This window comes from Kistimonas ophiarachnellae, from assembly GCF_057552235.1.
In genome coordinates this window covers 13,350-27,339 of sequence record NZ_BAAJPA010000007.1, presented here as the reverse complement: position 1 = coordinate 27,339, position 13,990 = coordinate 13,350, and the positions used below count along the sequence as shown (strand labels likewise).

The 13,990-nt window shown below is 53.5% G+C and carries 16 protein-coding genes; 4 read left to right on the top strand and 12 right to left on the bottom strand.

The window, feature by feature from the left end; translation table 11 throughout:
* The first annotated feature begins 12 nt into the window (after positions 1 to 12).
* The 3 genes from AC27K1_RS10250 to AC27K1_RS10240 all read left to right on the top strand — a co-directional run bounded on the left by AC27K1_RS10250 (position 13) and on the right by AC27K1_RS10240 (position 4,168).
* Positions 13 to 1,788: a C2 family cysteine protease gene (locus tag AC27K1_RS10250; protein ID WP_487150306.1), complete on the top strand. Its 1,776-nt coding sequence runs from the start codon at positions 13 to 15 to the stop codon at positions 1,786 to 1,788.
* Positions 1,789 to 2,152: 364 nt separating this feature from the next.
* Positions 2,153 to 2,986 carry an acyl-CoA dehydratase activase gene (locus AC27K1_RS10245; protein WP_487150305.1) on the top strand — a complete coding sequence of 278 codons (834 nt, stop codon included), beginning with the start codon at positions 2,153 to 2,155 and terminating at the stop codon, positions 2,984 to 2,986.
* An 18-nt stretch (positions 2,987 to 3,004) separates the two neighbouring features.
* Entirely contained in the window at positions 3,005 to 4,168 is a 1,164-nt protein-coding gene (locus tag AC27K1_RS10240) for a double-cubane-cluster-containing anaerobic reductase (RefSeq protein ID WP_487150304.1), read from the top strand.
* A gap of 65 nt (positions 4,169 to 4,233) precedes the next feature.
* Here AC27K1_RS10240 and AC27K1_RS10235 read toward each other — a convergent pair whose 3' ends face one another.
* Genes AC27K1_RS10235 through yedF form a run of 3 tightly spaced genes read right to left on the bottom strand, consistent with a single transcriptional unit; the run spans position 4,234 to position 5,923 of the window.
* A complete protein-coding gene (locus AC27K1_RS10235; RefSeq protein ID WP_487150303.1) occupies positions 4,234 to 4,446 on the bottom strand; it encodes a putative Se/S carrier protein in 213 nt (70 codons plus the stop codon).
* Positions 4,443 to 5,576 (bottom strand): aminotransferase class V-fold PLP-dependent enzyme, encoded by a 1,134-nt coding sequence (locus AC27K1_RS10230; RefSeq protein WP_487150302.1) that lies wholly within the window; start codon positions 5,574 to 5,576, stop codon positions 4,443 to 4,445. The genes AC27K1_RS10235 and AC27K1_RS10230 overlap by 4 nt, the downstream gene beginning before the upstream one ends.
* Positions 5,573 to 5,923: a sulfurtransferase-like selenium metabolism protein YedF gene (gene yedF / locus AC27K1_RS10225; protein WP_487150301.1), complete on the bottom strand. Its 351-nt coding sequence runs from the start codon at positions 5,921 to 5,923 to the stop codon at positions 5,573 to 5,575. The genes AC27K1_RS10230 and yedF overlap by 4 nt, the downstream gene beginning before the upstream one ends.
* Before the next feature lie 215 nt (positions 5,924 to 6,138).
* Between yedF and AC27K1_RS10220 the strand changes: the two genes are divergently transcribed.
* The gene (locus AC27K1_RS10220; protein ID WP_487150300.1) at positions 6,139 to 6,741 is read left to right on the top strand and encodes a Yip1 family protein; all 603 of its coding nucleotides are present in this window, start codon (positions 6,139 to 6,141) and stop codon (positions 6,739 to 6,741) included.
* Here AC27K1_RS10220 and sctU read toward each other — a convergent pair.
* The 9 genes from sctU to AC27K1_RS10175 all read right to left on the bottom strand — a co-directional run bounded on the left by sctU (position 6,738) and on the right by AC27K1_RS10175 (position 13,900).
* Positions 6,738 to 7,808: a type III secretion system export apparatus subunit SctU gene (gene sctU / locus AC27K1_RS10215; RefSeq protein WP_487150299.1), complete on the bottom strand. Its 1,071-nt coding sequence runs from the start codon at positions 7,806 to 7,808 to the stop codon at positions 6,738 to 6,740. The two genes, AC27K1_RS10220 and sctU, sit on opposite strands and share 4 nt — an antisense overlap.
* Positions 7,805 to 8,599 (bottom strand): type III secretion system export apparatus subunit SctT, encoded by a 795-nt coding sequence (gene sctT, locus AC27K1_RS10210; RefSeq protein WP_487150298.1) that lies wholly within the window; start codon positions 8,597 to 8,599, stop codon positions 7,805 to 7,807. Before sctT ends, sctU begins: the two co-directional genes overlap by 4 nt.
* Complete coding sequence (gene sctS / locus AC27K1_RS10205; protein WP_487150297.1) at positions 8,599 to 8,865, bottom strand: type III secretion system export apparatus subunit SctS; 267 nt, start codon at positions 8,863 to 8,865, stop codon at positions 8,599 to 8,601. The genes sctT and sctS overlap by 1 nt, the downstream gene beginning before the upstream one ends.
* Positions 8,866 to 8,883: 18 nt before the next feature.
* The gene (sctR, locus tag AC27K1_RS10200) at positions 8,884 to 9,534 is read right to left on the bottom strand and encodes a type III secretion system export apparatus subunit SctR (RefSeq protein ID WP_395177852.1); all 651 of its coding nucleotides are present in this window, start codon (positions 9,532 to 9,534) and stop codon (positions 8,884 to 8,886) included.
* A 26-nt stretch (positions 9,535 to 9,560) separates the two neighbouring features.
* Positions 9,561 to 10,613: a type III secretion system cytoplasmic ring protein SctQ gene (gene sctQ, locus AC27K1_RS10195; RefSeq protein ID WP_487150296.1), complete on the bottom strand. Its 1,053-nt coding sequence runs from the start codon at positions 10,611 to 10,613 to the stop codon at positions 9,561 to 9,563.
* A gap of 8 nt (positions 10,614 to 10,621) precedes the next feature.
* Positions 10,622 to 11,398, bottom strand: coding sequence for a type III secretion HpaP family protein (locus tag AC27K1_RS10190; protein ID WP_487150295.1), 777 nt, complete (start codon positions 11,396 to 11,398; stop codon positions 10,622 to 10,624).
* 39 nt (positions 11,399 to 11,437) lie between these two features.
* Entirely contained in the window at positions 11,438 to 11,899 is a 462-nt protein-coding gene (sctO, locus tag AC27K1_RS10185) for a type III secretion system stalk subunit SctO (RefSeq protein ID WP_487150294.1), read from the bottom strand.
* Positions 11,899 to 13,233, bottom strand: a complete 1,335-nt coding sequence (sctN, locus tag AC27K1_RS10180) for a type III secretion system ATPase SctN (protein ID WP_487150293.1) — start codon at positions 13,231 to 13,233, stop codon at positions 11,899 to 11,901. Before sctN ends, sctO begins: the two co-directional genes overlap by 1 nt.
* Positions 13,234 to 13,390: 157 nt before the next feature.
* On the bottom strand, positions 13,391 to 13,900 hold the full coding sequence (locus AC27K1_RS10175; RefSeq protein ID WP_487150291.1) for a type III secretion system chaperone: 510 nt from the start codon (positions 13,898 to 13,900) through the stop codon (positions 13,391 to 13,393).
* Positions 13,901 to 13,990 lie beyond the last annotated feature (90 nt).

Sequence of the window (13,990 nt, the reverse complement as noted above, 5' to 3'; positions counted from 1 at the left end):
GGATGAATGACAATGGATGGTATTAATTCCCCCCGGCGAATCCCTTCTCAGGCGCCCGTCCAGGAAAAGCCCCAATCTCCTCAACCGGAACCCCAGACAGGCGGTACGGAAAAACCGGCCAGTAAATCCGCCTGGGCGAACACCGAAAGCTGGTTTGAGGCGACGCTTGGACGTAAGAAAGGGGGCGTTCGACAAGCGGGCCAGTTACTGGAAATTATCAGGAGCGCCACGCTGGTGGCGGGCAGTTTGACGGGAAAGGTACCAGCTATCGCTGGAAAGGCGCTGGATGAAATCAGTCTTGGCAGTGTGTCACCCGATACTCGTCCGGAGGCATTATTACAATCAACGGCAACTAAAGCCGAGGCAGGCACTCCGCTGCCGCCTTCAACACCCAGAAAACCAGCAACCCCGACCACTGAAGCATTGGCCCAGTTACTGGATAATGCTGAAAAAACGCTGTCCACGCTAGACAAGAAAACAGCTACTTTAACCAAGGTAGTGAAGCAGCTACAGGGCGAGTATGACCGGCTGACAACCCCTAAGCCCCAGTGGCGGGATCCGTTCCAGGGGCAGCGCCTGGAAGCGGCAGATCGCTATCAGGCGGATTCGGTGGTCAAACCGAAACTGGAAAAGGCACAGCAATTACTGGCAGATCACAACCGGTCCGCCAGGGCTGAAAAAAAAGCCACCATTCGCCAGATTCAGCGGGACCTGACTCATGGGATGGAAGCAACGGCATTGAATCTCAATGCTGACACGTTCAGTCGGGAGCTGGCGGGTAAGTACAAGCAAACCACCCTAAATGTCTGGAACCGGGTTAGTGACCTGCTCAATGGATTGGGTGGGCAGGCCAACAAGCCCCTTGAGGCCGCTTTTGCCAATTTGTATGACAAATATGAAGCACTGGACGAGGCAGGCATCACCAGTGATGAGAGCAGCGGTGTTGCCGATGAGGACGGTGATAAGCGAGGCTGGATGCACCAGACCCGCAAAGAGGTCTTCGGCGAAAAGGGGCCGACACATGAAGCGGTACACCAGGGGATGATTGGCGATTGCTTCTTTCTCGGACAACTGGCGGGTGTAGCTCAGGAAGACCCGGATTTGATTCGCTCCGGAATTCGCGAGCGTACGCATCCTGTGACGGGCGATACCATTCCCAATCAGTTTGAAGTCCGTTTTTTTGAACAGGATGAAGCAGGCAAAGTGGTTGAGGTCTGGGTACCTGTGGATGCGCTGAATATCCTGGATAAAAACGGTGAACCCATGTTTGCCGATACTCCGGACATGGATCGGGATGGCCGCGAAGAAATCTGGGTGCAGCTGTATGAGAAAGCCTATGCAGCGTACCGTTCCGATACCAAAGAACTGGTTGATGGCCTGCTGGAAATCGATCAGGGCGGTGGAGGTCATGAAGCGTACTTTTCCCTGACGGGGAAAACGGCGACACCCAAGGATGTGACACGGCTGTCAGATGCCGAGCTGGTTGCAACATTGGCCAAGACGAACCCTAATCCTCCCCATGGCCAGCCGGTTATGATTGGCAGCAAGGGACGTAGTGACCGGCAGGAAATTGCGCAGGGGATTCCTGGCAACCACGCCTTTCAGGTGCTTCAGGTGAGGATGGAGCAGGACAGCGGTGAGTATAAGGTCATGATCCGCAACCCCTGGGGTCATACGGAGCCCGGCCAACCCGCCAACCAGGGCGATGGCATCTTTGAAATCAGCCTGGATGAATTCCGTGAGCTGTTCTTTGTGGTGATTGATCCGGACAAACCGATCCAGACCTGACCGGCTGTTTTATTGATCTGCATTAGGGAAATAAACCCTTACTGTTGATAGGGTTTGCCCATATTGCGACTATTGAACTCGCTAAAAGGAATACCCCTGTGTTGTTACCTGTCACAACAATCCGGCCCTGTGCGCTGGACGATGTTCTGTGCAACATCGCTTTCCCTGTATACGACATTTTCTGTCAGCCATCCCGTTTATCCATCAGGCCGCTGCTAACCGGTATTCCCGATCAGGCGTCCGGCTAATGATACGGACTGCCGTTGCTCACATGGCAAGACTGACCGGTTCATACCGGTAACCGACACAATACTCTGATCATACCTGTGACCTGACCGCGTCATGCTGTCGGGAGAGGATTGTTGTGCCTGTTATCTGCGTAAATCCGGATCTGGTTATTGCCGTCTTATATTGTGTTTTTGATGGACGACAGATCATGCACGCCATCGGTATTGATATTGGTTCAACCGCCGCCAAGGTTGCGGTATTACATCAGGATGCGCTCCAGCACCATTTTGTTATTCCCACCGGCTGGAGCAGTGCGGAAACGGCACAGACTATTCTCCGGAATCTATCGGAACAGGGGCTCAGTCCGGATAACGCTTACATCATCGCCACGGGGTATGGTCGTGTATCAGTGCCCTATGCCCAAAAGACCATCACAGAAATAACCTGTCACGGCCGGGGAGCCGCATTTTTTACCGATCGAAACTGCACCATTGTGGATATTGGCGGTCAGGACACCAAGGTCATTTCCATGGAAGGTGGCCGGGTGGTCAACTTCACCATGAACGACAAGTGTTCTGCCGGTACCGGCAAGTTCATTGAGGTGATGGCCAATACCCTTGGTGTCACGATTGACGATCTGACGACGCTGGCCGCAACCGGCTCCGGCATCACGATTACTTCCATGTGCACGGTCTTTGCCGAATCCGAAGTCACCAGTCTGATAGGACGAGGTGAAAAGAAAGAAAACATTGCCTTTGGGATTGTTGATTCGGTTGTTAACAAAGTCCGCTCTCTCTGCATCAAGCACGGACGTGATGAGCAATACCTGCTCACCGGCGGCTTGAGCAGTAACCCCTATCTACTCCGCTGCCTGGAAAACACGTTACAGGCAAGCGTGACGTCCAGCCCACTCGGCCGCTACGCCGGGGCGATTGGCGCCGCCATGCTGGCGCAGGAACGTATTCACTGAAACCAACGGATGATGACCATGGAAAAGATTGCTGTATCCACGTTGCCGGAAAAGTTTGATGAATTTGGTGAAGCCCGCAGAAACGGTTTTCTGGCCGTCAAGGAATTCAAGGATCGGGGGGAGAAGGTAGTCGGCACTTTCTGTACCTTTACCCCGAAAGAAGTGATTTATGCGGCGGGCGCCCATCCAGTGTCGCTTTGTTCCGTCAGCGAGGAAACCATACCGGATGCAGAAAAACACCTGCCCAGAAACCTCTGCCCACTGATAAAAGCCAGTTACGGCTTTGCGCTGACTGACCGTTGCCCCTACATGTATTTTGCGGACATGATCGTCGGCGAAACCACCTGCGACGGCAAAAAGAAAATGTACGAGTTGCTCGGTGAGATTAAGGATACCTGGGTTATGCAGCTGCCCCAGACCCAGGAAAAGACCGACGCCCAGACGCTCTGGAAAACAGAGGTCAGAAAACTGATCGAGAAGCTGGAGCAGAAGTTTGACACGGTGATCAAGCAGGAAGATCTGGCGGCGGCCATCCGGTCTTGTAATGAAGACCGCCGCGTACTGAAAGCTTTTCACAAGCTTGGGCGATACAAGCCTTCGGTGATCACCGGGTTCGATCTGTTTACGGTACTCAATGGCGCCAGTTACACCTTTGACCGAGAAACCATGAAGGCCAATGTCCGGCAGATGATTGCGGATGTTGAAGCACGTTATGCGGAGGGGGAATGGGTTGCTCCCGAGCATACGCCACGCATATTGATCACCGGCTGTCCGATTGGCGGTGTCGCCAACAAGGTGATCAAGGCCATCGAAGAGGCCGGTGCCGTCGTGGTGGCGCTGGAAAATTGTCAGGGGTATAAGGAACTTCATGAAGAAGTGGCGGAGGACATTGATCCGGTTGAAGCCATTGCCAACAAATACCTGAATATCCCCTGTTCCGTCATGACGCCGAATAAAGGCCGGGAAACATTACTGAAAGATATGATTGATGACTATCAGGTCGATGCTGTCGTTGATGTGGTGCTGCAGGCCTGCCATACCTATAACATCGAAAGCTACGCTATTCGGAAAATTGTTACCGGCGAAAAACAGATTCCGTTTATGACCCTGGAAACCAATTATTCTGAGTCTGACACAGGTCAGATCAAAACCCGCATGGAAGCCTTTGTAGAGATGTTATAAGGGCACTTATCTATGGCATAAGCCTGTGCATGGTTTCTGGGGAAACCATGCACGGGCTTTTTATTTTATCCCGCAATACTTGCCAGTTTTGCCGGTACCGTCAGGCTGGTGGGCACGCCGTCACTGTCATAATCGGTCAGCTCCAGACACATACCACACTCCGAAGAAATGGCCCGTGGAACGGGCATCACACGACAGGCTACCGCTGCAGATTTGAGCTGAGCCTCGGCCTGAATAACAGCGCGGGTATTTTCAAACAGAAGAAACTGACGCTTCATTGTCCTTTTGCCACTTTGGTTAATGCATCCAGCAGATAGTCAAAATCGCTGTTGGAATGGTACGGAGAAAGAGAGAACCGGCAGGTGCCATCCGGGGCTGTGCCCAGATGTCGATGTGCCAAAGGCGCACAATGCAGCCCCGCACGGGTTTCAATGCCAAAACCCTCATCCAGACGCCATGAGAGTTCTGAACTGGCCAGCGTTCTGTGCGTCAGAGAAAAGAGGCTGCCCTGATTGTTGAAGTCTTCAGCAGCGTGTAGCTGGAATCCTTCAATCGCTCGGATGGCTGCCAGCAATGCTTCAAGATCATCACGATGGTGTGATGCTTCCGGTGGATGAGCCAGCGCGGCCTCCAGACCAAAGATACCGGCTACATTCGGGGTGCCCGCTTCAAACCGGTCAGGCAGGAATTCCGGCATATCGAGATGTTCACTGTTGCTACCGGTTCCTCCCAGAAGAAGAGGCTCCAGGGTGTGGGGATGACGTGCCCAGAAACCGCCTGTCCCTGTAGGTCCGAGTAATCCCTTGTGACCGGTAAAGATCACATAATCCAGTCCCCAGGCCTCTACATTGAAGGGAATCTTGCCCAGAGACTGGGAAGCATCAACCAGTAGTGGCGCATCACCAATAGCCTGTCGTATGGCGGACAATGGTTGGGTGACACCGTTGACATTACTCTGGTGGTTGACCACGACCAGACGGGTGTCGTCAGGTATGTTGATATTTGCCACATCAATCAGGCCATCGGAGAAGGCCGGAAGGGTATCGATCTGGATGTTACCCGCAAGGCGTAGCGCCTCGAGCGGGCGTGCAATGGCATTGTGTTCCATCGGGGAAATCAACACCCGGCCACCAGTCAGATCCATGCCACGAATCACAGTATTGGCGGCTTGGGTGGCGTTGGCGGTAAAACAGAGATGACCGGCGTCTTTAATACCAATAATGCTGGCCAGCGTATCGCGACACTGTTCCACCACCCGTGCCACCGTACAACAACGCTGATTCGCAGAACGACCATAGCTGCCCCCGACTTCCGTCAGGTAGCGGGCGACGGCTTCGGCCACCTGGGGCGGCTTGGGAAAGCTGGTGGCACTGTTATCAAAATAGGTCAGGGGTTGGGTCACGTTCATGGATAGATCACATGGCCAGTGCTGGACAGGGTCTCGGAAATGGCATACATGTTCGAGATAGTGCCAGCCGCCAGCCGTTGCTTGAGATCAAAGAACTCGACACAGGTGCCGCACAACAGCAGCTCAACGCCCTGTTCTTCCAGTACCTGCAGGGCAGGTGCGGTGTCGCTGTCTTCTGCAGCGAGCAAAACGCCGGCATTGTAAAACACCAGGGCCGCAGGCTTGTTGTCGTTTTCAACCAGGGTATTGATATAGGCCTTGATCAGCAGGCCTCCTAGTTGATCGTCACCGGAACCCATCTTGTCGCTCTTGAAAGCGACAACAAAGTGCTGTTTGTCTGTGCTCATACTGTGATCCTCTCCAGAAAATCTGTCCGGGATAGGGCAGGTCGATGGTCAGTCATACCTGTCTGCCAGAGTATTCAGAAAAAGCCGCATTCCTTGTATCCGTGATACCCCGTTTGTTTGGTATTGAGGGTTAACAGATCAAGAAAAATGTCCTGTGAATGGCATCATTAGCGTGTTGATCCACTGGTCTATAATGCCGGAGGAGGTATACGACAATGCTTAATCATGTAATGGGCATGTTCTACCATCCGCATAAGGAATGGGATGCCATAGATCATGAAATTGATCGTCGTGAGCGTTTTTATCTCTCCCACCTGTTTGTTCTGGCGGCCATTCCCGGCTTTTGCTCTTACCTGGGGGCAACCTATGTAGGCTGGTCACCACTGGGGCTTGATTCTGTCAGGCTGACGCCGTTGAGTGCGCTGTTAATGAGCGCCTTGTCTTATGTGGCAATTGTCGGTGCGATTGTCTTCATGGGGTTGTTTATTCACTGGATGGCGCGAACCTATGGCTGTCATCCGTCCCGTGGGCGTTGCATTATTTTTGCGGCCTATACGGCGACTCCACTCTATCTGACGGGATTGTTGGCTCTGTTTCCTTCTATATCACTGAGCCTGTTCGGGATCCTGATGGGCGTTAGTTACGCTGTCTATCTGTTGTTTATCGGGATTCCCCATGTCATGCATATTCCGTTTGAGCGGGGGTTCCTGTTTGCCAGTGCGGTTGTCTGTGTCGGGTTGGTGGTGCTGGTGTCCATGAAAGTGATTTCAGCGCTGTTCTGGGAGGCGGGTTTTGGTCCGGTCTTTGTGGATGGCTAGGCGTCGCCGTTATCGCCCTGTTGCTGTTTCAATTGTTGGACCCAGCGGAAGACTTCGGCAACAGGGCCAATCAGGTCAGAAGGAATAAAGGCGCCAACTTCCGTCTGGCTGAACAGCGCGCGTGCCAGCGCCACATTCTCCATAACCGGGATGTTGTTCTGTTCCGCAACCTTGAGAATAAACTTGGCCTGTCCCCGTTTACCCAGAGAGGTCACTATAGGCAAAGGGGTTTTCTCCCGGTCGTAATACAGGCCAACAGCAATGTGAGTCGGGTTCTTGATCACGACATCTGACTTTTTGACATCTTCATCCGAGTTGATGATCTCCTGATGAATCTCTTTACGCTTTTGCTTGATTTCCGGGTTACCGTCCATCTCCTTATATTCTTTCTTAACCTCATCCTTGGTCATTCGCTGTTCTTTGGTGAAATTCCATTTTTCAAACATGAAGTCAGCAACCGAAATCACAAGAAACGCGATGATTGAAAAAATCATCAGTTTCTTCAGCAGCGCAGCCAGGACTGGCAGGATACAGCGTGAGCCACACCAGGGCATGTTGACCATGTCGGGCAAACTGGTCTTGATCACGTAATAAACGACGAATGACAGAAATACAATCTTGATGATGGATTTAAGCAGTTCTACCAGGTTTTTGATCGAAAAGATTTTCTTGGCGCCCTGTACCGGGTCGATTTTCTTGAAATCCGGTTTTATGGATTCAAAGGCGATCAGGAAGCCAAACTGCATGACATTACCGAGGATGGCAGAAAACGCGGCAACCGCCACCAGTGGCGCCAGCATGATAAGCATTTTATGCAGTAAGCCCTCAGCCACCAGTCGGAATGCTTCCTTGAACTCCAGGTTGTAAAACTCTGCCGGGTACAGCAGGATTTCCTGGAACATCACCAGGTACCAGTCGCTCAGGGCCCACAATGTAGCGACCACAAACAGGATAGTCGCGGTGGAGGCGACTTCCTTGCTTTTGGCCACCTGGCCTTTTTGTCGGGCATCGCGGAGTTTTTTGGGGGTGGGTTGTTCTGTCTTTTCGCTGCTGCTCTGGCCGCTCATACCATCAATTCTCCAAGCCGGGTGAACAGCCAGGGAATTTTGGCAGAATGCTCTTTGCCCAGGGTCATGATGGTGGTAATGCAGACCACCAGTATGGCCAGTGCCACGGCACTCTTGATCGGCATGGCCAGGATGAACACGTTAAGTTGTGGTGCTGAACGGCTAATCAGCGCTACTCCGAATTCGGCAATAAACATGCTGATAATCGCCGGCGCAGCCAGCCATACGGCCAGGGTAATAATCTGGTCAAACTGACCCAGGAAGAAAATGATCGCCGATTGATTGAGCGCCGGGTAAAAACTGAAAACAGGCCAGGCCTCATAACTGTGGAAAATGCTGTTGAGCAGAATCAAAAAGACGCCGCTGACCAGGTAAAGGGTAAAAAATGTCTGGCCGAACAGAATGCCCATTGGGGAGGATTCCGAGCCGGTCATGGCGTTCATGCTGCTGGCCATGGAGGCGCCGCGCTGGTTATCAATAAAAAAGCCGGCAGATTCCAGTGCCCAAAAGGGAATCGTAGCGATAAAGCCTATCAGCATGCCAATCAGTACTTCTTTCATGATCAGGGCGAGCAGCATCCACATGCCCGGTGAGGTGTCCGGCTGTTGTTGTGACACCAGGGGAAACAGGAAGATCGCCAGACCGCCGACGACGCCGTTACGAATCATTGCACTACCAAGAGATTTGGCATTCAACATGGGAACGACGGTAAAAATCGCCGTCATCCGGATCATCGTCATGGAATAGACATAGAGATATTCCTTGATCGTATCGATGAATTCCGGTGGCATCAGCGTATCTCGGGAATCTGGTTCATGACGGCCAGGGAAAAGTTGAAGATCTCAATCCCTACCCAGCGCGCGGTCAGGAAAATACTGATGACCACGGCCACTAACTTGAAGGCAAAGGGCAGCGTTTGCTCCTGAATCTGGGTCAGTGCTTGAATGAGACTGATCAGCAAACCGATCCCTGCCGCCGCAATGATGGGCGGCATGGACAGGATCAGCGTCAGCATCAGCGCTTCAGCGGTCAGGTTGAGTATGTCGGCATCGACCATGATGTGCTCCTGTCCCGGTCAGGCGTAACCCATGACCAACCCGTGAATCAGCTTGGTCCAGCCATCCAGTAGTACAAACAGCAGCAGCTTGAACGGCAGTGAAATGGTCATTGGCGAGACCATCATCATCCCCATGGCCAGCAGGATGTTGGAAACGATCAAGTCGATGACAATGAAAGGCAAATACAGCAGGAAGCCTATCTGGAATGCTTTGGTCAGTTCGCTGATGGCAAAGGAGGGCACCAGTACCATCAGGCTGTCAGTGGCAATCTCTTCCTGGTAATCGGGTGGCCAGAGCGCTTTGGCGCTTCTCAGGAAAAAAGCCCGTTCCCGTTCATTGGTGTTTTTGATCAGGAAGTTGCGGTAGGGCTCAATGCCGTCTTCAAAGGCGCCTCGCCAGCTGTCGTCTTTCAGGCTGACTTCCCGGTCCTTGAGAATCTCATAGGCTTCCATGCCCACCGGCGCCATGATGTAGATCGTCAGGATAATTGCCAGCGCATTCAGCGCCATGTTGGGCGGAATTTGCTGAAGACCGGTGGCGTTTCGCAGAATACCGAATACCACAACCAGCTTAAGGAACGAGGTGCCTAGAATCGCGATAAAAGGCACCAGCGACATCAGCGCCAGTGGCAGGATGAGGTAAAACGGCGTTGTAAGATTCAGGTCCATGCGTGCGAGTCCCCGGCGGTTGCTGTTTACAGCAGTCGAACGATCCGCGCGCCCAGCTGGTTATTGATCTGGACCAGCTCACATTCGGCGAAGGGCTTGCCGTTGGCTTTCACCGTGACCGGGCTGGACATATCCCGGTTCAGTTCAAATGTGAAACCGGGCTGTAGCTGGCGGGCTTCGCCGAGGGTCAGTTCCTGCTGGCCCACATCGAACACCAACCGGACAGGGATGCCGTCGATATCCCGGGCACTGGCAGACTGGCCCTGATGCGCCTGCTGGCCGTCATCGACCTGTTCCTCAATATCGTCTTCCAGGTCGTCATCGTATCCATCAAATTCATCACTCATGTGATTCTCCGCGGTCTCTTCCAGAAGGACTCGGGTTCCGTCGATACGACCGAGAAACCCGTTGTGCGATGAAAGCCGCACAAACAGGTGGGTTTTGTCCTGGTAATAGCAATGATCGAATAGCAGCACATCACCGGTGGCCAGCTGACGCAGCTGGGTATCGGCCAGCACGGTATAGCCCACTTCCAGGGACAGGGGACATACCAGCGTATCCGGCAGGTAACCGCCGGCCTGCTGCTGGAGCAGGGCAAGCCACTGTCGGGTTTGGTTGTTGACAGTCATCAGGGCGCTGCTGTTCTGGCTGTCGGTACTGATCATCAGCTCAATACCGGCAGGCAGTTCTTCGACCGGGTTGAAGCGACTGGCGTGAATCAGCTGGATGTCGGTTTGCAACAGGGAACGGAGATCACCCAACAGCCGGTCAATGACCATGGACAGCGTGCCCACCAGCAGTTCTTCCGGCAGACTCTCAGCGATATCGCCGAGTCTGCTGTTACCCAGTGACACCTCATTAAAAAGGGAGCTGTTGAGGAAAATAAAGGTATCCATGCCATCAATACTGGCTGTCAGCCGCAGGTTATAACGGCGGTTCAGCAAGAGAGGACGGACGGTCACCATGCAGTTTTCAGACGCCAGCTGTGAACGAAGCGCGGGCGGCTGACCACAGACCAGGTTGTTCAGCAGGGCCTGCTCATGGCTGATTTCCGTGCAGATCAGGGGCTTTATGGCCATGGTTCACGTTACCCGTTGTCCTCGGCATCATCCTCTTGCGATTCGTCCCCGGCATACTGGTTACGGGAGCGGCCATCGCCGGACTGATCCGAGTCACTGTCGTTCTGCATTTGGATATTGACGGACACATTGTCGCCAAACTTCCGGTTCAGGGTGTCGCTGAGTGCCTGCTCGCCCTTACTGAGGAAATTGAACGACTCGGAGGACGTCGTCATGAACTCGACCTTGATGTCTCCGCCTTCGCGGCGAAACATGACTTCGGTACCCGGCAGGATGTTATTGTTCAGCTTGATGTTGACGGTTTTGACATCACCGGCGGTCTGCACCTGAATCCGTTCAACAATCTTTTCAATCTTGTCGATGGCATCCCGGGTACTGGCGACCTGAACCTCAGCGGTTTTGGCGACGGAAACATCGGCGCCCCTGGCATGAACGGCCTGTGCGCCCTGTTCCTGTTCCCTGTCACTGTAGACAGCGCGAAACAGGTCTTCAGGGGAGTCGGTATCCGTATTTTTTGGGGATTCCGGTTGCTTCTCGTCGCGCAGTGTTTCTTTTTTATCTATGGGTTGCCTGGCGTCTTTATCCGTAGGTAGCCGGGCATCATCTGGCAGCTTTTCCTGTTTGGACTCTTTGGCGCCTTTGGGCTTGTCACTCACCAGGGCTTTGCTGAAATCATCGGCATCTTTCTGGTCGGCATTGCCCCGGGGTTGCTCTTCAGCACCGGTTGCGGATTGCGGGTTATGGGTTGGCCCTGTTGATGGCGTTGGTGTGCCACTGATGCTCATGTCTGCGTCCCTGCTGTGTCATCAGAACTGGTAACGCCATTAATACCGGTTTCTGGGGTTGAACTCTTCGAGTTCCTGTTCTTCCTGGTAGGCCTTCTTTTTGGCCTCTTCCTCGTCCAGAACCTGGGTGAACTCTTCGAACTTCTTCACCGCCTGCATAGCCACTTTCAGCGCAGCCTCGGCATGCTGGAGCTCTTCTCGGACTTCTTCAACGCGGGATTCGGCCTTCCTGATGGCTTCCTCAAGTACGAGGTCATGTTCCCGCATCCTGGCAATGCGTTGTTTCAGGAAGTCCAGGTCGTGCTGGTGGACCTGGGCATTAATGATGTTATCGTAGAGATTGCGTTCTTCTTGACCACGCCAGTCTACATAAGTCGTCAGCTCTTCCTTTTTCTGATCAACTTCGATCACCGCCTGCTCAAGACGATAACGAACCTTTTTGACCTCATCCTGGGCAGATTTTTCCCGGATGCGTTTAATCCTGAGCAGGTCGTGCAGCATCAGCGGACCAGTTGCATCATGTGTTGCAGGGTGGTTTCGTACTCGGTGAATTCATCGGTGCGCTGCCGGAGGAACTGGCGAATATAGTCAATCTTGGCGAGTGCTTCATCCGCGACCTGGTCGGTGCCCTGCCGGTATTCGCCGACTTTGACCAGCAGCTCGATTTCTTCATATTTGGCCATTAATTCACGGATGCGTCCGGCGGCCATCTGCTGTTCTTCCGAAACAATGTTGTTCATGACCCGGCTGGCACTGGCCAGTACATCAATGGCAGGGTAATGGTTGGCGGCCGCCAGCTTTCTGGACAGGATAATGTGACCGTCGAGGATCGAACGGGTTTCATCGGCCACCGGCTCGGTCATGTCATCACCTTCCACCAGGACGGTGTACAGTGCAGTGATTGAGCCTTTATCTGACATACCAGCCCGTTCCATCAGGCGGGGCAGGGTGGCGAAAACTGATGGCGGGAAGCCGCGCCGTGTCGGAGGCTCTCCAGCCGACAGGCCAATCTCACGTTGTGCCCGTGCGAAACGGGTGACTGAATCCATCAGTAACAGAACTTTCTTACCTTGATCCCTGAAATATTCAGCAACGGCGGTAGCGGTATAAGCGGCTTTGGCCCGTTCCATGGAAGATTTGTCAGAGGTGGCGACAACGGTAACGGACTTTTTAACGCCTTCCGGACCCAGGTCATGTTCCAGGAATTCCCGGAGTTCCCGCCCCCGTTCACCGATCAGCGCCAGAACGGTTACGTCAACCTCTGCTCCCTTGACCAGCATGGACAGCAACGTCGACTTACCACCACCGGCGGCCGCAAAAATACCCATCCGCTGGCCTTCCCCACAGGTCAGCATCCCGTCCAGTACCCGGATGCCCAGGGGAAGCGGGTGGTCAATGAGTTTCCGTGTCAGGGGATCAGGCGCATCCGCGTAAACCGGATACCAGGCCTCAGGCTTGGTGTTGTTATCAGGATCCTTATGGATCGGGTTACCCATGCCGTCCAGTACCTGGCCGAGAAGGTGAGGGCCTACGGCCACATGGTGGACCCGGCCGGTGGGAATGACTTCGGTATTGGATGATATACCCAGCATTTCACCGAGAGGCGTAAGAATGGCGTCATATCCCTGGAAACCGACCACTTCGGCGTAACCCACTTCCTCTTCACCGGGCGTTACCAGCTCACACAGTTCACCGATCTTGGCACCGGCAACGGCGGCCTTGATGATCATGCCCTGGACTTCGGTGACCCGGCCACGGATATCCACCAGCCGGCTGCCGTCAACGGCGGTTTGCAGGGCTTCAGTCAGGTATTCGAGTGCGTCATTATTGCTCACGAGACAGTTCCTTCTGTCTGATCAGCGGAATATTTGAAAAGTATATGTTTCCACTGTTGATGATGTCCGGACCGATCGGTAAAAGGTGCTGACAACCGTCAAAACAAAAGCGCCGGCAGGGCGGCGCTTTTGTTTTGGAACCTGCATCTGCCAGAAATCAGACCATGATGCCCATGTCCCCGCCGGGTTGCCCGGGTGGAGGTTTGGGAGCGTCGTTATTGGTTGGGCCGGTTTTACCGGACAGGTCAATCGGGGTATCACTCTCGTTGTCCACTTCAGCGATACACCATTCCAGCGTATTCACGAATTTCTCCAGATTGGATTCAAAGGAACCGTAATCAATGGAGCCAGGCATGGACTTGATCAGCAGGATTTCGGTCTTGTCATGGTTGAGCGCCAGGAACGCGCCCTGCATGCTGTGGTGCTGAAGGTTGATAAACAGCAGCTTTTCAAACAGCTTGGCTTTATCGGTACCGTGGGGATCAAGACGCTTGACGGAGGAGACAAACACCATGGCCTCGTCATCTTCGAGGTACTCGATGTTGACGATCATGGTATCGTCGAAGCAGAGACCGCAGGCGCCGTGTTCATTGAGCTTCAGTTCGCCCAGCCCAATCCCTTCGGCAAAGCGTTGCAGGTTTTCTTCGACATTCTGCCGGTGTGACATGGTGGTGAATCCTCCCTGGATCTAAAAATGTTGACAGGTCGCAGTGATTACAGGGTTAGACTCACATTCCCCCTGTAAAGTTCCGGCTAT

Coding starts and splice junctions, on each gene's coding strand:
- AC27K1_RS10230 (WP_487150302.1), bottom strand. CDS start 5,576: ATGAACGTGACCCAACCCCTGACCTATTTTGATAACAGTGCCACCAGC.
- sctO (WP_487150294.1), bottom strand. CDS start 11,899: ATGCTGCACGACCTGCTCAGGATTAAACGCATCCGGGAAAAATCTGCC.
- sctR (WP_395177852.1), bottom strand. CDS start 9,534: ATGGACCTGAATCTTACAACGCCGTTTTACCTCATCCTGCCACTGGCG.
- sctU (WP_487150299.1), bottom strand. CDS start 7,808: ATGAGCGGCCAGAGCAGCAGCGAAAAGACAGAACAACCCACCCCCAAA.
- sctT (WP_487150298.1), bottom strand. CDS start 8,599: ATGCCACCGGAATTCATCGATACGATCAAGGAATATCTCTATGTCTAT.
- AC27K1_RS10190 (WP_487150295.1), bottom strand. CDS start 11,398: ATGAGCATCAGTGGCACACCAACGCCATCAACAGGGCCAACCCATAAC.
- AC27K1_RS10220 (WP_487150300.1), top strand. CDS start 6,139: ATGCTTAATCATGTAATGGGCATGTTCTACCATCCGCATAAGGAATGG.
- yedF (WP_487150301.1), bottom strand. CDS start 5,923: ATGAGCACAGACAAACAGCACTTTGTTGTCGCTTTCAAGAGCGACAAG.
- sctQ (WP_487150296.1), bottom strand. CDS start 10,613: ATGGCCATAAAGCCCCTGATCTGCACGGAAATCAGCCATGAGCAGGCC.
- AC27K1_RS10250 (WP_487150306.1), top strand. CDS start 13: ATGGATGGTATTAATTCCCCCCGGCGAATCCCTTCTCAGGCGCCCGTC.
- AC27K1_RS10175 (WP_487150291.1), bottom strand. CDS start 13,900: ATGTCACACCGGCAGAATGTCGAAGAAAACCTGCAACGCTTTGCCGAA.
- AC27K1_RS10240 (WP_487150304.1), top strand. CDS start 3,005: ATGGAAAAGATTGCTGTATCCACGTTGCCGGAAAAGTTTGATGAATTT.
- AC27K1_RS10235 (WP_487150303.1), bottom strand. CDS start 4,446: ATGAAGCGTCAGTTTCTTCTGTTTGAAAATACCCGCGCTGTTATTCAG.
- sctS (WP_487150297.1), bottom strand. CDS start 8,865: ATGGTCGATGCCGACATACTCAACCTGACCGCTGAAGCGCTGATGCTG.